This is a genomic window from Kribbella qitaiheensis (genome assembly GCF_014217565.1).
GTDB classification, from domain to species: Bacteria; Actinomycetota; Actinomycetes; order Propionibacteriales; family Kribbellaceae; genus Kribbella; species Kribbella qitaiheensis_A.
This window is the reverse complement of record NZ_CP043661.1, coordinates 775890-796278: the sequence shown is the minus strand read 5'-3', so window position 1 is coordinate 796278 and position 20389 is coordinate 775890. Positions and strand designations below refer to the sequence as shown.

Sequence of the window (20389 nt, the reverse complement as noted above, 5' to 3'; positions counted from 1 at the left end):
CCGGTGACCACGGAGACTGCTGCTCGCGAGGGCGAGCCTGTTACTGGATTCTGGCGGCTGGTGCCTGAGCCGAGCCTGGACGTGGTTCGGCGGTGGGGCTGGGCGTCTGTGGTGGCCAACATCGCCATCGTGGTGACCGGCGGGCTGGTCCGGCTGACCGGGTCCGGGCTGGGGTGTCCGACCTGGCCGTCTTGTACGGATGAGTCGTACGTGCCGCACGGGGCGCTCGGGATTCACGGGGCGATCGAGTTCACCAACCGGATGCTCGGGTTCGTGGTCGGGGTGATCGCGATCCTCACCTGGCTGGTGGTGATGCGGTACCGGCCACGACGTACGGACTTGCGTCGGCTGGCGACTGCCGCCGCGCTGGGGATCCCGCTGCAGGCGATCATCGGTGGAGTCAGCGTGCTGACCGGGCTGAACCCCTGGATCGTGTCGGGGCACTTCCTGGTCTCACCGATCATCATCACGCTGACGGTCTCGATGATGCGCCGCTCCCGGACCAGTCCCTACCCACACACTCCCCCGGTGGTCCGCGCACTCGCAACCGCTTGTGTGGTGGCGGTCTGGCTGGCCGTTGCCCTAGGCACCGTTGTCACCGGCGCCGGCCCGCACTCCGGCGACCCACAGACCGGCCGGAACGGCTTCGACCCCACCGTGATCAGCCAACTCCACGCCGACGTCGTCTTCGGCCTCCTGGGCGTGACCATCGGCCTGGTGATCGCAACGCGCGTGACTGCGACCTCCCGAGCACTACGCAACCTCGCTGCCTGGCTACTCGCAATGGAACTCCTCCAGGGTGGAGTCGGCTTCACCCAATACTTCACCGGCCTCCCCTGGGTCCTCGTCCTCATCCACATGTTCTTCGCCGGCGTACTGATCGCCCTGGTCACGGCCGTCTACGGCGAACGCGGCACCCCAGCCACCTGAACCGGCCGTGCGCGCGGCACGTGCGCCGTACCTGGAGGACGACGGCGTCCCGTCGCCCGACGGCACACCTGCGGATCGCCCGATGCGATGGCCCGGCACGGAGCTCCAGCAGTCCGAGTGGTTCACCGACGTCCGGCAGTCGGTGATCGAACGGCGCCTGACGATCAGCGCCGACGACTACATCGGACAACTGTCGACGGTCTCGGCGCACGTGATGCTCCAGCCCGCCGACCGGGAGCAGGTCTTCCGCCGAACCCTCCAGGTCCTCCCCGAAACGGTGGAACTCAACGCCGAGATCCATGTCCACCTCGCCCGCCGCCACTACTAACTAACACGACGCCCGCGCGACCCCGCCGGACCTGATCAACCTGGCGCTGGAGACGCTGGTCTCGGCGTCGGCTCGATGCTGGCGGCAGCGCGGCTGGACCATCCCGGCGCGCGATGCCGGCGGGGCGTCGGCGATGCTGTGGGCGTGGAGTACGTGTCCAGAGTGCCGCGACCGCCGCTGGACGGGCTGATCGACGATCTTTACTACCTGGAGGGTGCGCCGCCGTACGCCCGGCTGTTGCTGCCGCCGATGCCCGCGGCGCTGCTCATCGTCAACCTCGGGGCGCCGTTCCGCATCCGCGCCGGCACCGACATCGAGACGGCCGAGTACGCCGACGGCTGCGTGGTCACCATGCCCACCCGCGTGCTGGAGTTCGGCTACCCACTCCGGACCCGGTCCGTCGGCGTGCACTTCAAGCCGTGGGGACCGGCGCCGTTCCTGCCGATGCCCGCGGTCGAGCTGTGTGACCGGCCGGTGACAATAGAGCAGGTTTGGGGCCGGCCCGCCATTGCTGAGCTGCGAGACCGGCTGGCCACGGCGGACGGACCGCACGAGATGCTGACGCTGCTCGAGGAGGAGCTGATGCGACGGCTGTGCGAGACCACCGGCCTGGGGCTGGTCCGCCATACGAGCAGCGTCATCGCGGCGACGAGCGGGGCGTTGGCGATCGGCGACCTGAGCGCGGCAGCCGGTGTCAGCAGCACTCAGCTGGCACAGCGGTTCAAGGAGCTCATCGGCGTCACGCCGAAGCGGCTGGCCCGCACCTACCGCTTCGCCGCCACCGTGTTCGCGATCAACCCCGCCGGACCGATCGACTGGGGCGACCTCGCCGGTGGCGCAGGCTACTTCGACCAGGCCCACTTCGGCCACGAGTTCCGGGCGTTCACCGGGCTCACGCCGACCCGGTACGTCGAAGTCCGGCGGCGGTTCCTGCGCGAGCATCCCGGCCACGTGATGGACGGCTGGCCGCTGCCGGCCGATTGATTTCTTACAAGAGCGACAGCTCACGACACGCTAATTTGGGGGCACCCCAAAGCAGAGGAGAGCCCCGTGGGCAAGGTGGTCATGTACAGCTCGGTGTCGGTGGACGGCTTCGTCGCGGACGAGAATGACCAGCCCGGACCGCTGTTCGACTGGTTGTCCAGCGGTGACGTCCCGTTGGACGAGAGCGGCGAGGTGAAGGTGTCGCAGACGTCCTACGACTACACCCGGCCGTACTGGGACCAGATCGGGGTGACAGTGGTCGGCCGCCACGTCTTCGACCTGACGGACGGCTGGGACGGGAAACCGCCGGGCGGGATCGACCACGTGGTCGTCGTGACGCACCGGCCGGAGCCCGAGGGCTGGGACCTCGAGGCGCCGTTTCACTTTGTCGACGGCGTCGAGGCAGCCGTGGCCAAGGCGCAGGAGCTTGCAGGTGATCGCATGGTCGAGATCGCCGCCGGCGACGTCGGTGGCCAGGTGCTTGCCGCGGGCCTGATCGACGAGGTGCGCATGGACGTCGTACCCGTCGTGTTCGGGTCCGGCAAGCGCTACTTCGGGTCCGTCCAGGCGCAGCACCTGTTGGAGGATCCTGACGTGGTGCTCCAGAGCAACCGGGTGCTTCACCTGCGCTATCAGGTGTGCCGTTGACCGAAACCGCGCGACGTCGCCGAAGGCGGACGGGGCTGTGCACGGCCCGAGCATTGCCTCGCGCGGCAGGTGCTGATCCGATGCACAAAGTGGCCCGTTGCGGCCTCGTCGGCGAGTGACGGCGAGCGGTTACGGCACAACCGCATCGGGGACTGCTCGCTTGTGCGCAAACCCCAATGGACCCGTACCAGACCACGAGCCGCGACGTAGGTGCAGCGGAACCGGGTGGGTGGGAGCGGCGACGGAGGAGCTGCGTGGGGCGCACTTCCACGTAGTACCAGCACCCGGGGCGCCCGGACTACTTGGCCAAGTCGGGCTCCGCCTGGATGCATACGTCCGCGCACGGGGACCTCGGACACCGTCTCGGGACCGCGGACAAGAAATAGCATGTCCGCGGTCCCCACGTCCTGTCCGAACCCACCAGTCAGGCGGCCAACCCTCGCGTAGGTAATCCGGCGGCGAACCCACCGGGGGGATCACGCTTCGACGGCCTGCAGGTGAAGCACCCGGAGCGCCTGGTCCGGTTGGTGAAAGCGGGCGCCCCGGGTTTGTCCTGCTAGTGCAGGACCCTTGCGATGGAGCCTGGGCCGAAGATCGGGGACGCTACGTAGACCGCTCCGCTCTTGCTGACGCCAACGCCGCCCGGGAGGGTGAGTTTGCCCTTGGCCAGCTCGTGCCTGAAGCCGCCGCGTTGGTGACCACCGCGGTACTGCACGAACAGGGCGCCATCGGTCGCGCCGTTGAGCTCGAACTGCAGCCAGCTCGCCTTGGCCAGTTCGACCACGTAGATCTTGTTTCCTGGACCAGCACCCAGATCGACGATCGAGGTGTAGCCGTCGGCGTACCGCTGGCAGTTGCCCCGGTACGGATGGGCCGGGTCGCAAACGGCACCGACCGATCCCGGCTTGATCCGCCAGATCTCCGACGTACCAGGCGTGGCCGGGAAGCCCCGCAGCTCACCGAGGTAGTAGTAGCCGTCCGTGCCGACCGTCACCGAAGTGGCGACGCCCTCGGCCATGACTGGGGTGCCGGCCGGCGGCAACGGGTTGCCCTCCGGGTCCATGGCGGGCAGACCTGACGGCACCTTGACGAGGCGCGGCTTGATCCTGGCGATCGTCTTGATGTGGCCGTTCGGCCAGACCCTCAGCAGGTCGTTCCCGGCGGCGTCCGACACCAGCACGGTGCCGTCACGCAGCGCAGCCACCCCGAACGGGTTCGTGTCCGTCGGAAAGTTCTCCAGATCGTACGGATCCGGATCATGAGCCTGGTACGCCGCGATGTCGGCGACCACCTGCGCGGACTTACCCGGCCGTAACTTGAAGAGCGTCGCACCGCCTCGCGGGCTGTCGCCTTCCGGCCCGCCACCACCGGTGAGCGCGTACGTCACGCCCCAGACATTGGTGTCGATCGCGGGCGGGAAGCCTCCCGGCACCTGGCCGAGCTTGCGGATGTGTTTGTTCAGCCCCGTCGCGGATGCCTCGTACACCGACCCGTCGGTCACGCTGTAGACGACCTTCCGGCCGTCAGCGCTGACAGCGACCCCGCGAGGCCCGTCCAACCCGGTCACCACGGGTCGAAGGCTGCTGTGCCCCACCCCCGCCTCGGCCGGCCCGACCGACAACGTCGTACCGAGCAACGCCACCACCGAAACCGCTGCTATACGTGCTTTTCTGACCCCCACTACATCCCCCTGACGCGCCGTCCGCCCCAGCTGGAGCCACTCCGCGGACCTGTCCAATGGCAGCACTCGGACCCGGCCAGGTCAACGGGACGACTCCCAGCCACCAACTGTTCACCGAAAGAAACGAGCGCCGAGGCAACTATCTGTGCCACCGCAGGCACAACCCGAACTTTGCCGGGCGATTCCGCTCGATGCCCCTAGCAACTAGCGGACCACGCGAGACGCAGGGAGCGGTAGGGAAGGAAAGGGCTGTTGGCCGATGTCTAGCGCAGGAGGGGGTCGATGGCTGCGGCGATGAAGAGGAGCGCCAGGTAGATGTTGGAGAAGTGGAACAACCGCATCGGGCGCAGCGCGGGTCCGTCGGCGCCGGTGTTCGCCCGTGCCAGCAGGGCAAACGCCTCACGCAGGAAGACGACACCCAGTACTACGGCCGCGAGCGGGTACACGAAGCCCGTGCCACCGACCGGCCACAAGGCGATCGAGGTGAGCACCATGACGATGCTGTAGGCAAGGATCTGCCGGGCCGTCTGGACGGGCGTCGCGACGACGGGCAGCATCGGCACGTCGACCGAGGCGTAGTCCTCGCGGTACCGCATGGCCAGTGCCCAGGTGTGCGGCGGCGTCCAGAAGAACACCACGGCGAACAGCACCAACGGGGTCCAGGCAAGGGAGTTCGTGACCGAGGTCCAGCCGATCAGGGTCGGGAAGCAGCCCGCGATCCCGCCCCAGACGATGTTCTGCACGGTCCGCCGCTTCAGCACCATCGTGTAGCCGAAGACGTAGAAGGCGTTCGCCGCCAGCGCCAGCAGCGAGGACAGCCAGTTGACCAGCAGGCCGAGCTCGATGGTGGCCAGGATCCCCAGCACGATGCCGAACACCGTCGCCGAGCGCGGGCTGACCGCGTGGCGCGGCAGCGGCCGCCGCCGGGTCCGGCGCATCTGCTCGTCGATGTCGCGGTCGAGCACGCAGTTGATCGTGTTGGCGCTGCCCGCGGCGAGGATGCCGCCGAGCAGGGTCGCCGCGACCACACCGAGCCCTGGCACGCCACCCGCGGCCAGGAACATCACCGGCACGGTCGTGATCAGCAGGAGCTCGATGATGCGTGGCTTGGTCAGACCGACGTACGCCTTGATCACGTCGCGCACCGACGGGCCCGCCGGCACCAGAGACTGATCGATCTCCAGGGCTGGGTCGGTCGGCAGCGGCGCCGGGTACGACGTCGTCGCGGCTGGACGCGGGTCGACGGCCGTCACGAACACCTCGAACTGAGTGGGTTGACGCCGGGGTACCGGCGCTGACGATTCGACAGTCTACGACGGGCCGTAGGAGAGCCCTAACCGGCCCTTGGACAGGTGTCGTCGTGGGTACCGATGTGACGTCCGAGACGTTCGGGAACAAGCAACCTGCGAGTCCGGTTGGCGAGGTGTGAAGGGTCGGGGACGACTTGGCGAGTAGGCTCGCTCACGGTGCAGCGCGGGGGCGCTCACGGCATGGGACCTACGGGTCCGGCCGGCCCCTCTGACACCGACCAAACGGACTGTTCGCAGCCATTGAGAGGAGCGCCGCCGGCGTGACGGAGAAGACCAGCCCCAAGCTTGACTGGACCGAGCTCGACAAGAATGCGGTCGACACCGTACGCGTGCTCGCGCTGGATGCTGTGGAGAAGGTCGGCAACGGCCACCCCGGTACGGCGATGAGCCTCGCCCCGGCCGCCTACCTGCTGTTCCAGAAGGTGATGCGGCACAACCCCGCCGACCCGCACTGGGCCGGTCGCGACCGGTTCGTGCTGTCCGCCGGGCACTCGAGCCTCACGCTGTACATCCAGCTGTACCTGGCCGGCTTCGGCCTGGAGCTGGACGACCTCAAGTCGCTGCGCACCTGGGGCAGCGCGACGCCGGGCCACCCGGAGTACAGCCACACCCCCGGTGTCGAGACGACCACCGGCCCGCTCGGCCAGGGCGTCGGCAACGCGGTCGGGATGGCGATGGCCGCCCGCCGCGAGCGCGGGCCTGTTCGACCCGGACACCGCTGCCGGCGAGAGCCCGTTCGACCACCGCATCTACGCGATCGCGTCGGACGGTGACCTGGAGGAGGGCGTCTCGTCGGAGGCCTCCTCGCTCGCCGGGCACCAGAAGCTCGGCAACCTGACGCTGATCTACGACGCCAACAAGATCTCCATCGAGGACGACACCGACATCGCGTTCTCCGAGGACGTCGCCGCCCGCTACGCGGCGTACGGCTGGGACGTCCACGACGTCGACTGGACCAACGGCGGCACCGGCTACGAAGAAGACGTGCAGGCCCTGTACGACGCGATCGAGGCGGGCCACGCGGTCACCGACAAGCCGACCTTCATCCGGCTGCACACGATCATCGGCTGGCCGGCCCCGAACGCGCAGAACACCGGCAAGATCCACGGCTCGGCCGCGGGCGCTGACGAGGTCGCCGCGACCAAGAAGGTCCTCGGCCTCGACCCGGAGAAGAGCTTCGACGTCGCCCCCGACGTCATCGAGCACACCCGCAAGGCCGTCGAGCGCGGTCAGGCCGAGCAGGCCGAGTGGACCAAGAAGTTCGACGCCTGGAAGACGGCGACGCCCGAGCGGTCCGAGCTGTTCGAGCGGCTCAGCAAGCGCGAGCTGCCGAAGGGCTGGCTGGACGCGCTGCCGAGCTGGGACGCCGACGCGAAGGGTGTCGCCACCCGCGCGGCCTCCGGCGAGGTGCTCACCAAGATCGCGCCGGAGCTGCCCGAGCTGTGGGGCGGCTCGGCCGACCTGGCCGGCTCGAACAACACGACGCCGAAGGGCCAGCCGTCGTTCATCCCGGCGGAGCACGCCACCAAGGAGTTCCAGGGCAACGAGTACGGCCGGGTCCTGCACTTCGGGATCCGTGAGCACGGCATGGGCTCGGTGCTGAACGGCATCGCGCTGCACGGCGGCACCCGCCCGTACGGCGGCACGTTCCTCGTCTTCAGCGACTACATGCGCCCGTCGGTCCGGCTGGCCGCGCTGATGAAGCTGCCCGTGACGTACGTCTGGACGCACGACTCGATCGGCCTCGGCGAGGACGGACCGACGCACCAGCCGGTGGAGCACCTGGCCGCGCTGCGCGCGATCCCGGGCCTCGACGTGGTCCGCCCCGCCGACGCGAACGAGACGGCGGCTGCCTGGGCCACCATCCTCCAGCACACCGACCGCCCGGCCGGCCTGGTGCTGACCCGGCAGAACGTGCCGACCTACCCCCGCGGTACGGACGGCTACGCGACCACGGAGAACGTGCACAAGGGCGGCTACACGCTGCTCGACACGGACGGTACGCCGGATGTGATCCTCATCGGCACCGGCTCCGAGCTGCAGCTGGCCGTCGAGGCGAGCAAGACGCTGGCCGCCGAGGGCATCAAGGCCCGCGTCGTCTCGATGGTGTCGCGCGAGTGGTTCGACGAGCAGGACGACGCCTACCGCGACTCGGTCATCCCGACCGCCGTCCGGGCCCGCGTCTCGGTCGAGGCCGGGATCAAGCTCGGCTGGCGCGAGATCATCGGCGACGCCGGGCGCAGCGTGAGCCTGGAGCACTACGGCGCTTCGGCCGACTACCAGAAGCTGTACACGGAGTTCGGGATCACGGCCGACGCCGTCGTACAGGCCGCGAAGGACAGCATCGCCACGGCGGCCCGAGCTCGGTGGCAGCGGGGTACCGGCGGGACGCGCGGCCTCCGGGCCGGTCGGACCTGCCGACACCTACGCCGCGGCAAAAAACTGAACATCCACAACAGAACATTTCGGAGGGCTTCGGACATGACCGATCGTTTGAAAGACCTCGCCGACGCCGGGGTATCCATCTGGCTCGACGACCTGTCCCGGCAGCGGCTGACCAGCGGCAGCCTGGCGACCCTGATCCACGACCAGCACGTCAGCGGGGTGACCACCAACCCGACGATCTTCGCCAAGGCCATCTCCGACGCCGGCGCGTACGCCGAGCAGGTGGAGCGGCTCGCGGCCGACGGTGTCTCGACCGATCAGGCGATCCGGGTGATCACCACCGACGACGTCCGGAACGCCGCGGACCTGTTCAAGCCGGTCTACGACGACACCGACGGTGTCGACGGCCGGGTCTCGATCGAGGTCGAGCCCGGCTTCGCCCGGGACACCGCCAAGACGGTCGGCCAGGCCAAGGAGCTGTGGGAGACCGTCGGCCGGGAGAACGTCTTCGTCAAGATCCCGGCCACCAAGGAAGGCATCCCGGCGATCACCGAGACGCTTGCCGCGGGCATCAGTGTGAACGTGACGCTGATCTTCTCCCTCGAACGGTACAAGGCCGTCGCGGACGCGTTCCTGACCGGCCTGGAGAAGGCGCTCGACAACGGTCACGACGTGACCAAGCTGGCCAGCGTCGCCTCGTTCTTCGTCAGCCGGGTGGACACCGAGATCGACAAGCGGTTGGACGCATTCATCGGCACCGCCTCTGAAGACGCAGCGAAGGCCCTGAAGGGCAAGGCCGCGATCGCCAACGCGCGGCTCGCCTACGAGCTGTACGAGGAGATCTTCTCCTCGGACCGCTGGCGCGAGATCGAGACCGCCGGCGGCAAGGCGCAGCGGCCGCTCTGGGCGTCCACGGGCGTCAAGGACCCGGCGTACAAGGACACCCTGTACGTCGAGGAGCTGGTCGTCTCCAACGTCGTCAACACGATGCCGCAGGCAACGATGGACGCGTTCGCCGACCACGGCGACGTCCGCGGCGACGCCGTCACCGGCGACTACGACGGCGACCGTAAGGTGATCGCCGACCTGGAGAAGCTGGGGATCTCCTACGACGAGGTCGTGCAGCTGCTCGAGGACGAGGGCGTCAGCAAGTTCGACGCGTCCTGGTCCGAGCTGCAGGACACCGTCACGGCAGCCCTCAAGGCGGCCACGAAGTGAGCACTCCCTCAGTAGCGGCACAGAACGGCGACTGGGCGGCGACTGTCGACCGCCTGGTCGCCGAGAAGATCGCCTCCCGGATCGCGGCCAAGGACGCCACCATCTGGGGTCCGGAGGCCGAGTCCGAGTCGGCGATCCGGCTGAACTGGGTCGACCTGCACGACACCTCGCGGCCGCTGCTGGCCGAGATCGAGGCGCTGCTGGCCGAGCTGCGTGCCGAGGGCCTGGACAGGATCGTGCTCGCGGGCATGGGCGGCTCGTCACTGGCCCCCGAGGTCATCACCCGTACGGCGGGCGTCGACCTCGTCGTGCTGGACTCGACCAACCCGAGCGTGATCGCCCGGGCGCTGGCCGGCGACCTGCAGCGCACGGTGATCGTCGTCTCGAGCAAGTCGGGCGGCACGGTCGAGACCGATAGCCAGCGTCGCGTGTTCGTGAAGGCGTTCACCGACGCCGGGATCGACGCCTCCTCGCGGGTCGTCGTCGTCACCGACCCGGGCTCGCCGTTCGAGAAGCTCTCGGCCGACGAGGGCTACCGCAAGACCTTCCTGGCCGACCCGAACGTCGGTGGGCGCTACAGCGCGCTCACCGCCTTCGGTCTGGTGCCTTCTGGTCTGGCCGGCGCCGATGTGGCCGAACTGCTGGACCAGGCCGCTGAGGCGGCTCCGGCGCTGCAGGACGACTCCGCGGACAACCCGGCGCTCCTGCTGGGCGCAGTACTGGCCGCAAGCGGCGACCGGGACAAGGCGATCATCACCGCCGACGGCTCCGACATCGTCGGGTTCCCGGACTGGGCGGAGCAGTTGATTGCCGAGAGCACCGGAAAGAACGGCACCGGTGTGCTGCCGGTCGCGGTGAAGGGTCTGCACGCACCTGAGCTGCACAGCAACGCGGCCGACATCGTCAACGCGCTGCTGGCCGACAAAGCGACCAGCGACGTACCGACCGCACTGACGTCGGGTTCGCTCGGCGGGCAGATGCTGTTGTGGGAGACCGCCACCGCTGTGGCCGGTTACCTGCTCGGGATCAACCCGTTCGACCAGCCGGACGTGGAGAGCGCCAAGAAGGCGGCTCGTGGTCTGCTGGACGCCCAGCCCGAGGCGGAGGCTGCTGCCTTCACCGACGGTGCTGTGGAGGTCCGTGGGACCGACGGTCTGCTGGACGGCGTCGACTCGGTGCAGGGTGCACTCGATTCGCTCCTTGGTAACCTCGGCGAAGACGGGTACCTCGCTGTCATGGCGTATCTGGACTCGGAGCGCGACGAGAACCTGATGGCCATCCGGCCGGCGCTGAGCAAGCGCACCGGACGCCCGGTCACCTTCGGCTGGGGACCGCGGTTCCTGCACTCCACCGGTCAGTACCACAAGGGTGGCCACCAACAGGGCGTGTTCCTGCAGATCACGTCGTCGGAATCGGCCGACGTCGAGATCCCGGACCGCCCGTTCTCGTTCGGCACGCTGATCACGGCGCAGGCCGCGGGCGACGCCGGCGTCCTGGCCGACCGGGGCCGGCCCGTACTGCGGCTGCACCTCACCGATCCCGCCGCCGGTGTGGAGCAGCTGATCTCCCTACTCGACGCACCTGACAAATCGGAGGACGGCGGCGCATGACTGTACTGAGGCCGCGCCTCCGGCGCGGCGGGTCATCGGGCCTTGGCTCCCGGTCTTCCCTCGTCCCTCCAGTCGCTTCGCTCCTTCCACTCCTCAGTCCGGACCGGGAGGCCCGATGACCATCGAGTTCGACGAGGAGACCACCGGTCCGGTGAACCCGCTGCGGGATCCCCAGGACCGGCGGCTCCCCCGGATCGCCGGGCCGTGCAGCCTGGTGATCTTCGGCGTCACCGGCGACCTGGCCCGCAAGAAGCTGATGCCGGCGGTGTACGACCTGGCGAACCGGGGCCTGTTGCCGCCCGGTTTCGCGTTGGTCGGCTTCGCCCGGCGTGACTTCAGCAACCAGGACTTCGCGCAGATCGTGCACGACTCCGTCAAGGAGCACGCCCGGACCCCGTTCCGCGAGGAGGTCTGGCAGCAACTGGCCGAGGGCTTCCGGTTCGTCCCTGGCGACCTGACCGACGACGCCGCCTTCGAGCGGCTGCGCGAGACGGTGGACGAGCTCGACGTCAACCGCGGTACGGGCGGCAACCACGCGTTCTACCTGTCCATCCCGCCGGGACTCTTCCCGCAGGTCGTGCAGCAGCTGAACGAGCACGGCCTGACCAAGGAGAACCCGGGCTCGTGGCGCCGGGTGGTGATCGAGAAGCCGTTCGGGCACGACCTGAAGAGCGCTCGTGAGCTGAACCAGGTGGTCGAGTCGGTCTTCCCGCCCGAGGCGGTCTTCCGGATCGACCACTACCTGGGCAAGGAGACCGTCCAGAACATGCTGGCGCTGCGGTTCGCCAACGCCATGTTCGAGCCGGTCTGGAACAGCCACTACGTCGACCACGTGCAGATCACGATGGCCGAGGACATCGGCATCGGCGGCCGGGCCGGGTACTACGACGGCATCGGCGCTGCCCGCGACGTGATCCAGAACCACCTGCTCCAGCTGCTCGCGTTGATCGCGATGGAAGAGCCGGTCAGCTTCGACGCCTGGTCGCTGCGCCAGGAGAAGAAGAAGGTGCTGGCGGCCGTCAAGCTGCCGGAGCGCCTTGACCTGCACACGGCTCGCGGTCAGTACGCCGCGGGCTGGGCCGGTGGCACGAAGGTGAAGGGCTACCTGCAGGAAGACGGCATCCCGGCTTCGTCTGCGACCGAGACCTTCGCCGCGCTGCGCGTGGACGTGGACACCCGCCGCTGGGCAGGCGTTCCGTTCTACCTGCGGACCGGCAAGCGACTCGGCCGGCGCGTCACCGAGGTGGCCGTGATGTTCAAGCGCGCGCCGCACCTGCCGTTCACCAAGACGGAGACCGAGGAACTCGGCCAGAACGCCCTGGTGATGCGGATCCAGCCGGACGAGGGCATCACGATGCGGTTCGGGGCGAAGGTGCCCGGCACGATGATGGAGATCCGCGACGTGAACATGGACTTCGCCTACGGCGGGTCCTTCACCGAGTCCTCCCCCGAGGCCTACGAGCGGCTCATCCTCGACGTCCTGCTCGGCGACCCGCCGCTGTTCCCGCAGCACACCGAGGTGGAGCTCGGCTGGAAGATCCTCGACCCGGTGATCAACTACTGGGCCGAGCACGGCAAGCCGGAGCAGTACGCCTCCGGTGCCTGGGGACCTGACTCCGCCCACGAGATGCTCGCCCGCGACGGACGCGCCTGGAGGCGGCCATGATCATCGACCTCACCGACACGACGTCGAGCGGGATCGCGTCGGCGTTGCTGAAGGCCCGCCGCAACGCCGGCTCGCCCGCGATGGGCATGGTCGGCACCATCGTCGTGGTCGTCGACGAAGCGTCGCACCACGACGCGATGAAGGCGGCGAACGAGGCCGGCCGCGAACACCCGTCGCGGGTGCTCGTGGCGATCCTCCGGCCCGGCCGGGGTACGGGTGGCCTGGACGCCGAAGTACGGGTCGGCGAAGGCATTCCCGGCGAGGCGGTGCTGCTGCGGCTGCACGGCGAGCTCGCCAAGGTGCCCGAGTCCGTCATCACACCGCTGCTGCTGCCCGACTCCCCCGTCATCGTCTGGTGGCCGGGTGGCGGGCCGAAGGTGCCGAACGAGGACCCCCTCGGCTCATTGGGCCGTCGCCGGGTCACGGACGCGGCCGCGACCCGGCGGGGCTCGGTCGACTTCAACGTCCGGGCCGAGGGCTACGCGCCGGGCGACACGGACTTCGCGTGGAGCCGGTTGACGCCGTGGCGAGCCTTGATGGCGGCCGCGCTGGACCAGTTCCCGACGAAGGTGACCGGTGCCGAGGTGGTGTCGGCCAAGGGCAACGCAAGTGCCGATCTGATGGCCGCCTGGTTGCACTGCCGGCTCGGCGTCCCGGTGGAGCAGCGCAACTCGCGCGGGCCCGGCATCACCGCGGTACGGATGTTCACTCCGGCCGGCCCGATCTCGTTGACCCGGCCGGACGGCTCGGTGGCGACGTTCAGCATTCCTGGCCAGCCGGACCGGCCGGTCGCGCTGAAGCGGCGGAACACCTCCGAGTTGCTGAGCGAGGAGCTCAGGCGGCTCGACCCCGACGACGTGTACGCCCAGACGCTGGCGTGCATGGTCAAGCGGGAGAAGATGCCCGCCTCGGCGAAGGTCGTCAGCGACGTCGATCGTCGCTCCACCCAGACGGCAGCGGAGAAGGCTGCGGCCCGTACGTCGAACGTGACGGGCAAGGCGGCCTCGCCTTCGCTCGAGGCGAAGGCATCCGGGCGTGGCCGGAAGGCGGCTGCTACGAAGAAGGCCGCCGCCAAGAAGCCCGCCGCTAAGAAGACAGTGGCGAAGAAGGCGAGCGCGGCGGCGAAGTCGGCGCGCAAGTCGGTCGCGACCAAGAAGGCGCCGGCGCGCAAGACCACGGCGAAGAAGGTGGCTGGGCGGTCATGATTTCGCCTGAGGTCCTCCGCAACCGCGACGCCGAGGGCCTGGCCCACGCCGTCGCGGCCAGGCTGATCACCCGGCTGATCGACGTACAGGCCGGCGGTGGGATCGCGCAGGTGGTCCTCACCGGCGGTCGCGTCGCGGCCGTGGTCTACCGGGCCCGTGGCCGAGTCCCCGGCCCGGAACGCGATCGACTGGCGCCGGGTCGAGTTCTGGTGGGGCGACGAGCGCTTCCTGCCGCAGGGCGACCCGGAGCGCAACGAGACCCAGGCGTGGGACGCACTCCTGTCCCACGTCGACGTCGATCCGGCCCGGGTTCACCCGATGGCTGCTGACAGCGGGCAAGGGGCTGAGGCGGCGGCTGACGCCTACGCAGCCGAGATTGCGGCCAGCGGAGTCCGGACGTTCGACGTGCTGATGCTGGGTGTGGGGCCGGACGGGCACGTCGCGTCCCTGTTCCCGGGGTATCCCGAGCTCGCGGAGCAGGATCGGTGGGCAGTCGCGGTCCACGACTCCCCCAAGCCGCCGCCGACCCGGGTATCGCTGACGTTCCCGACACTCGGCCGGTCGCGCGAGGTGTGGTTCGTGGTCTCCGGCGAGGACAAGGCGGACGCGGTGGCTCAGGCCGTCTCGGCTGCCGCCGACCTCCCGGCTTCAACGCCCAAGGGTCTCGACCGGACGCTTTGGCTGATCGACGACGCCGCCGCGAAGGGTCTGCCGGCCGCCGGAAAAAGTTGAACGAAGAATTTGTTTCTTGCAAGAATATTCATTACTAACTTGCATCGTGCATTGAAAGATATTGCCCGCTAACATGCGGTGAATGCTGAAGAAAATCATCGCGAGCGTGACCGGGCTGGGGCTCGCCGCGGCGGTCGGAGTGACCGTCGGGGCGAGTCCGGTGCAGGCGGCGACACCGATTCTGATGGGTGTCCACGATGGTGTCTCACCGGGAGAGCTCAAGCAGCGCTATCCCGGCGTGGAGGCCACCAGGGAGTTCGTCGACGGCGTGCAGAGCCCGCGGACCGACCTCCGGACGAAGTACGACGCGGTCGCCAAGAAGTCCTGGGCGGCAGGCCTGATCCCCTTCGTGAGCATCAAGACCGACCCGATCAAGACCGGGAACGGCACTTACGACGCACGGTTCCGCGACCTGGCGAAATGGCTCGCGGACAAACCTGAAACTTATTTCATCTGGTATCACGAGCCGGAGGACAACATGTCCGGCCCGGCTTTCGCCAAGGCATTCAAGCGGGTCCGGGACGTGATGAAGGCGGCCAACCCGAAGGTGAAGGTCGGGTACTGCGCGATGGCCTACCAATGGGGCAGCTCCCGTGCCTCGACCAAGAACCCGGCGCCGTGGCGGGTGGCCGCCGACTTCTACGGCGTGGACACCTACAGCGGCGGCACGCAGCCGTCGACCGCGATCCTGCCCGAGCACAAGTCCCACGAGCGGTGGTACGACGAACTGATCCGCAAGACTCCCGGCGCGGACACCAAGTGGGGTCTGACCGAGCGCGGCTTCAAGGGGACCAAGAGCGACCAGCAGCGGGCCAAGGACATCGACCGGGAGACCTCTCTGCTCAAGGGGCTGAAGGCGAGCTCGACGTTCACTCTGCCGACCTTCTACCTCTACTGGAACACCCCCGGCACCGAGGGCGACCGCGACCTGATCAACGGACCCAAGGCACAGGCTGCGGTGGCCAGGATGGTCAAGGCGTTCTGATCCATCGTTCGGCGGCGGCCGAACGGTCCTGCTGACAAGATGGCGGACATGACGACGTTTCGTGAGCTGCACACCGCCGGGTTCGTGATGCCGAACGCCTGGGATGCGGGCAGCGCGGTGATACTCGCGGAGGCGGGCTTCACGGCCCTCGCGACCACCAGCGCGGGGATCGCCTTCTCCCTCGGCAAGGGCGATCACACGTTGCCGGACGGCGCGCCCGCGGTCTCCCGGGAGCAGATGTTCGAGCGGGTCCAGCAGATCACCGCGGCGACCGTCCTCCCGGTGAACGGCGACCTTGAAGACGGGTACGGCGCGCGCCCGGAGCAGGTCGCCGAGACGATCATCCTCGCCCGTGCTGCGGGACTCGCGGGCGGCAACATCGAGGACTACGACGGCCACACCCTGTACGACGAGGAGCTGTCGGTCGAGCGGATCATTGCCGCACGGGAGGCGGCCGGCCCGGATTTCGTGCTGACCGCGCGGACGGATGGCCAGCTTCTCAGCGCACCGACCTCACTCGCGGACTCCATCGAGCGGGCCAATCGCTACCGCGAAGCCGGCGCGGACTGCCTCTACGTGCCGGGCGTGAACGACTTGGAGACGATCGCCACCCTGGTGAAGGAGATCGACGGCCCGCTCAATGTCGTCCTCGGTCTCGGCACCTCCACCCTCACGGCGGGCGAGGTGCTGGGTGCCGGCGTCATCCGGATCAGTCTGGGCGGCTCGATCGCCCGCGCCGCCCTCGGCTTCGTCCGCCGCAGCGCGAAGGAGCTACTGACTCAAGGGACGCTGGGATTCTCAGCCGACCAGATCCCCCAGCGCGAGCTGAACGAGCTGTTCGCCCGCTACCCATAAGCGCGCGCCCGCCCGCGACCCGCAGTACGGGCTGAAGGCACGACAAAGCCCGGGCGGTCCCTCGCAGGACTGCCCGGGCTTTGGCGGTGCTCAGAAGATGACTTCGCCGCGGGCTCGGCGGGCGCGGAGCTTTTCGAGGGCCTCTTCGAGGATCTCGGCTGCTTCGGACTCGCTGCGACGCTCCTTCACGTAGGCGAGGTGCGTCTTGTACGGCTCGATCTTGGTGGGCGGCGGCGGGTTGTTGACGTCGGTGCTGGTCGGCAGACCGCACCTCGGACAGTCCCAGGCCTCCGGGACCGCTGCCTCGACCGCGAAGACGGTCGCGGTCTCGTGTCCGTTGGCACAGAAGAACACGACGCGCTGCCGCGGCGCGGTGTCCCCGCGCTCGGCCTCACCCATCGGTCCGGCACCGACCCGGCTACCTCGAATCGCACTGCCTCCACCAGGCATGGGAGCTACTCCCCTCTCAGCCGAGCTTGTACAGCAGGCCGAGCGCGACGATGGCCGCGAACCAGATCAGGCCGACGCCGATCGTGATCCGGTCGAGGTTCCGCTCGGCGACCGAGGACCCGCCCAGGCTGGACGAGACCCCTCCACCGAACAGGTCGGAAAGGCCACCACCGCGACCTTTGTGCAGCAGCACGAGCAGCGTCAGGATCAGGCTGCAGATGACGACAACGATCTGAAAAGCGAGAATCACGAGGAGTAGCCTAACTGAAGATCCAGGTAACGGCAGATACCGGCGAACTCGTCCACCTTAAGGCTTGCTCCGCCCACCAGGCAGCCGTCGACATCCGGCTGGGCCATGATGCCACCTGCGCTGGCCATCTTCACCGATCCGCCGTAAAGAATCCGTACCGAGTCGGCCACTGCCGGTGAAATCTCCTCCAGCCTGCCCCGGATCGCCGCGCAGACCTCCTGCGCGTCCTCCGGAGTCGCCACCTCGCCGGTGCCGATCGCCCAGACCGGCTCGTAGGCGATGACGACCTTGCGGATGTCGTCCGGCTTCAGGCCGGCCAGCGCGCCGTCGATCTGCGCCAGGCAGTGCTCGACGTGGCCGTCTGCCTTGCGGACCTCGAGGCCCTCGCCGACGCAGACGATCGGGGTGATCCCGGCTGCCAGCGCCTTGGTGGCCTTGGCGTTGACTACCGCGTCGTCCTCACCGTGGTACTGACGGCGCTCGGAGTGGCCGGCCAGCACATAGCTGCAGCCCAGCTTCGTCAGCATCGCCGCCGAGATCTCGCCGGTGTACGCGCCGTCGTCGTGCACGGAGATGTCCTGCGCGCCGTACACGATCTTCATCCGGTCGCCGTCGACGAGCGTCTGCACGCTGCGGATGTCGGTGAACGGTGGCAGCACCGCGACCTCGACCCGCTCGAAGTCGTGCTTCTTGTCCTGCAGCGTCCAGCTCAGCTTCTGCAGCAGGTGCACGGCCTCGACGTGGTTGACGTTCATCTTCCAGTTGCCCGCCATCAAGGGCGTACGGGCAGCGTTATCAGCCATTTTGGTGTCAGTCCTCTTCCAGCACAGCAAGACCCGGGAGCTCTTTGCCCTCCAGGTATTCGAGCGACGCGCCACCACCGGTGGAGATGTGCCCGAACTGATCGTCAGCGAAGCCCAGTTGCCGTACTGCGGCAGCCGAATCGCCACCACCCACGACACTGAGCCCGTCCACCTCGGTCAACGCCTGCGCGACGGCCTTGGTTCCACCGGCGAACGCCTCCATCTCGAAGACACCCATCGGGCCGTTCCAGAACACCGTCTTGGCCGCGGCGATCTCGGCGGCGAAGGCCTTGCCCGAGTCCGGACCGATGTCCAGGCCGAGCTGGTCGGCCGGGATCGAGTCCGCGGCGACGACGGTGGCAGGCGAGTCCGCCTTGAACTCGGGCGCGACCACGATGTCGGTCGGCAGCACGATCTCGACGCCCTTGGCCTTGGCACTCTCCAGGTAGCCCCTGACCGCATCCAGCTGGTCTTCCTCGAGCAGGCTCTTGCCGACCTCGTAGCCCTGGGCCTTCAGGAAGGTGAAGACCATGCCGCCACCGATCAGCAGCTTGTCCGCCTTGGCGATCAGGTTGTCGATCACGGCGAGCTTGTCCGAGACCTTCGCGCCACCCAGTACTACGACGTACGGGCGGGCCGGCTCCTCGGTGAGCTTCTTCAGCACCTCGACCTCGGCGAGCACCAGGCCGCCGGCCGCGTGCGGGAGCTTGCGGGCCACGTCGTACACGCTGGCCTGCTTGCGGTGCACGACACCGAAGCCGTCGCTGACGAACAGGTCGGCCAGGCCGGCCAGCTCCTCGGCCAGCGCGCCACGCTCGGCCTCGTCCTTGCTCTCCTCGCGGGCGTCGTACCGGACGTTCTCGAGCAGCAGGACCTCGCCCTCGTCCAGCTCCTGGACGGCTTCCTGCGCGCTGTCGCCGGTCACGTCGGTGGCGAAGTGCACCTTGATGCCGTCGGACTCCAGCAGCTCACCGAGCCGCTTGGCCACCGGGGCCAGTGTGAACTCCGGATTCGGCTTGCCCTTGGGCCGGCCGAGGTGGGCGGTCACGATCACCTTGGCGCCGGCCCTTGGCCAGCTTGACCAGGGTCGGGACGCTGGCGCGGATCCGGCCGTCGTCGCCGATCTTGTCGCCGTCAATCGGGACGTTCAGGTCGGAGCGCACCAGCACCCGCAGGCCCGCGACGTCACCGAGGCCATCGATCGTCTTCACAGTGATGGTCTCCACAGTTCAGGTTGCCCTTCGGCTGAAATCGCCAGCGTCCGGAGAACCTCGCTCACCAGGCCGAGATTTTCCGGACGCGACGTCAGGGGTGAAACGTCAGAGCGAGGCGCCGACGTAGTTGACCAGGTCGACGAGGCGGTTGGAGTAACCCCACTCGTTGTCGTACCAGCCGACGACCTTCACCTGGTTGCCGAGCACCTTGGTGAGGCCGGCGTCGAAGATGCAGGAGGCCGGGTCGGTGACGATGTCGCTCGACACGATCGGGTCCTCGGTGTACCGCAGGTAGCCCTTGAGCGCACCCTCGGCAGCTGCCTTGACGGCGGCGTTGACCTCTTCGACCGAGGTCTCACGGCCGACGGTGATGGTCAGGTCGGTGGCCGAGCCGGTCGGGACCGGGACGCGCAGCGCGTAGCCGTCCAGCTTGCCCTTGAGCTCGGGCAGGACCAGGCCGATCGCCTTCGCGGCACCGGTCGAGGTCGGCACGATGTTGATGGCCGCGGCGCGGGCGCGACGCAGGTCGCTGTGCGGGCCGTCCTGCAGGTTCTGGTCCTGGGTGTACGCGTGGATCGTGGTCATCAGGCCCTGCTGGATGACGAACTCGTCGTGGATGGCCTTGGCCATCGGGGCGAGGCAGTTCGTCGTGCAGGACGCGTTGGAGATGACCGTGTGCTGGTCGGCGTCGTACAGCTCGTGGTTGACGCCCATCACGATGGTCAGGTCCTCGTTCTTCGCCGGGGCGGAGATGATGACCTTCTTGGCGCCGTTGTCGGCGTGCGTCTTGGCCTTGGTGGCGTCGGTGAAGAAGCCGGTGGACTCGATCACCACGTCGGCGCCCACATCAGACCACTTGAGGTTGGCGGGGTCCCGCTCGGCGAACGCCTTGAAGGTGTGGCCGCCGACGCTGATGTCGGTGTCGGTCGCGGTCACGTCGCCCGGGAAACGGCCCAGGATCGAGTCGTACTTCAGCAGGTGGGCGAGGGTCTGGTTGTCGGTCAAATCATTGACGGCGACGACCTCGATGTCGGCACCGGACGCCTGAACGGCGCGGAAGAAGTTACGGCCGATCCGGCCGAAGCCGTTGATACCTACGCGAACGGTCACGGGACTACGTCTCCTCAAACTAGCT

17 protein-coding genes and 2 pseudogenes are annotated in these 20389 nt (G+C 68.5%); 12 read left to right on the top strand and 7 right to left on the bottom strand.

From position 1 onward, the window contains the following. Nucleotides 1-3: 3 nt before the first annotated feature. From F1D05_RS03405 to F1D05_RS03390, 4 genes are all read left to right on the top strand, one after another. Nucleotides 4-930 carry a COX15/CtaA family protein gene (locus tag F1D05_RS03405; RefSeq protein ID WP_185445956.1) on the top strand — a complete coding sequence of 309 codons (927 nt, stop codon included), beginning with the start codon at nt 4-6 and terminating at the stop codon, nt 928-930. 7 nt (nt 931-937) lie between these two features. Further along, on the top strand, nt 938-1258 hold the full coding sequence (locus F1D05_RS03400) for a hypothetical protein (protein WP_246486392.1): 321 nt from the start codon (nt 938-940) through the stop codon (nt 1256-1258). A 144-nt stretch (nt 1259-1402) separates the two neighbouring features. Next, the gene (locus F1D05_RS03395) at nt 1403-2242 is read left to right on the top strand and encodes an AraC family transcriptional regulator (RefSeq protein ID WP_246486391.1); all 840 of its coding nucleotides are present in this window, start codon (nt 1403-1405) and stop codon (nt 2240-2242) included. 66 nt (nt 2243-2308) lie between these two features. Beyond that, entirely contained in the window at nt 2309-2890 is a 582-nt protein-coding gene (locus F1D05_RS03390; protein WP_185445955.1) for a dihydrofolate reductase family protein, read from the top strand. A 556-nt stretch (nt 2891-3446) separates the two neighbouring features. Here the strand turns inward: F1D05_RS03390 and F1D05_RS03385 are convergent. Both F1D05_RS03385 and F1D05_RS03380 read right to left on the bottom strand, forming a co-directional pair. Beyond that, nucleotides 3447-4535 (bottom strand): ScyD/ScyE family protein, encoded by a 1089-nt coding sequence (locus F1D05_RS03385; protein WP_185445954.1) that lies wholly within the window; start codon nt 4533-4535, stop codon nt 3447-3449. A gap of 299 nt (nt 4536-4834) precedes the next feature. Then, nucleotides 4835-5824, bottom strand: coding sequence for a heme o synthase (locus tag F1D05_RS03380; protein ID WP_428994994.1), 990 nt, complete (start codon nt 5822-5824; stop codon nt 4835-4837). 317 nt (nt 5825-6141) lie between these two features. Here F1D05_RS03380 and tkt point away from each other — a divergent pair. From tkt to F1D05_RS03345, 8 genes and pseudogenes are all read left to right on the top strand, one after another. Beyond that, nucleotides 6142-8327: pseudogene (tkt, locus tag F1D05_RS38640) on the top strand (transketolase). A 35-nt stretch (nt 8328-8362) separates the two neighbouring features. After that, nucleotides 8363-9484 (top strand): transaldolase, encoded by a 1122-nt coding sequence (gene tal / locus F1D05_RS38635; protein ID WP_206686293.1) that lies wholly within the window; start codon nt 8363-8365, stop codon nt 9482-9484. Beyond that, nucleotides 9481-11094: a glucose-6-phosphate isomerase gene (locus tag F1D05_RS03370; protein WP_185445953.1), complete on the top strand. Its 1614-nt coding sequence runs from the start codon at nt 9481-9483 to the stop codon at nt 11092-11094. The genes tal and F1D05_RS03370 overlap by 4 nt, the downstream gene beginning before the upstream one ends. Nucleotides 11095-11209: 115 nt before the next feature. Next, entirely contained in the window at nt 11210-12760 is a 1551-nt protein-coding gene (gene zwf, locus F1D05_RS03365; protein ID WP_185445952.1) for a glucose-6-phosphate dehydrogenase, read from the top strand. Further along, entirely contained in the window at nt 12757-13965 is a 1209-nt protein-coding gene (locus F1D05_RS03360) for a glucose-6-phosphate dehydrogenase assembly protein OpcA (protein WP_185445951.1), read from the top strand. The genes zwf and F1D05_RS03360 overlap by 4 nt, the downstream gene beginning before the upstream one ends. 156 nt (nt 13966-14121) lie before the next feature. Next, a complete protein-coding gene (gene pgl / locus F1D05_RS03355) occupies nt 14122-14697 on the top strand; it encodes a 6-phosphogluconolactonase (RefSeq protein ID WP_281388902.1) in 576 nt (191 codons plus the stop codon). An 82-nt stretch (nt 14698-14779) separates the two neighbouring features. Then, a complete protein-coding gene (locus F1D05_RS03350) occupies nt 14780-15682 on the top strand; it encodes a hypothetical protein (RefSeq protein WP_185445950.1) in 903 nt (300 codons plus the stop codon). A 48-nt stretch (nt 15683-15730) separates the two neighbouring features. Further along, nucleotides 15731-16537 carry an isocitrate lyase/PEP mutase family protein gene (locus F1D05_RS03345; protein WP_185445949.1) on the top strand — a complete coding sequence of 269 codons (807 nt, stop codon included), beginning with the start codon at nt 15731-15733 and terminating at the stop codon, nt 16535-16537. 90 nt (nt 16538-16627) lie between these two features. Here F1D05_RS03345 and F1D05_RS03340 read toward each other — a convergent pair whose 3' ends face one another. The 5 genes and pseudogenes from F1D05_RS03340 to gap form a co-directional block, all read right to left on the bottom strand. Then, entirely contained in the window at nt 16628-16987 is a 360-nt protein-coding gene (locus F1D05_RS03340; RefSeq protein WP_133983682.1) for an RNA polymerase-binding protein RbpA, read from the bottom strand. Between the two features lie 16 nt (nt 16988-17003). Then, on the bottom strand, nt 17004-17237 hold the full coding sequence (secG, locus tag F1D05_RS03335) for a preprotein translocase subunit SecG (protein WP_077013974.1): 234 nt from the start codon (nt 17235-17237) through the stop codon (nt 17004-17006). Then, nucleotides 17234-18040: a triose-phosphate isomerase gene (gene tpiA, locus F1D05_RS03330; protein WP_185445948.1), complete on the bottom strand. Its 807-nt coding sequence runs from the start codon at nt 18038-18040 to the stop codon at nt 17234-17236. The genes secG and tpiA overlap by 4 nt, the downstream gene beginning before the upstream one ends. Nucleotides 18041-18047: 7 nt before the next feature. After that, nucleotides 18048-19251, bottom strand: a pseudogene (locus tag F1D05_RS03325) (phosphoglycerate kinase). Between the two features lie 108 nt (nt 19252-19359). Continuing rightward, on the bottom strand, nt 19360-20364 hold the full coding sequence (gap, locus tag F1D05_RS03320; RefSeq protein ID WP_185445947.1) for a type I glyceraldehyde-3-phosphate dehydrogenase: 1005 nt from the start codon (nt 20362-20364) through the stop codon (nt 19360-19362). Nucleotides 20365-20389: the final 25 nt, after the last annotated feature.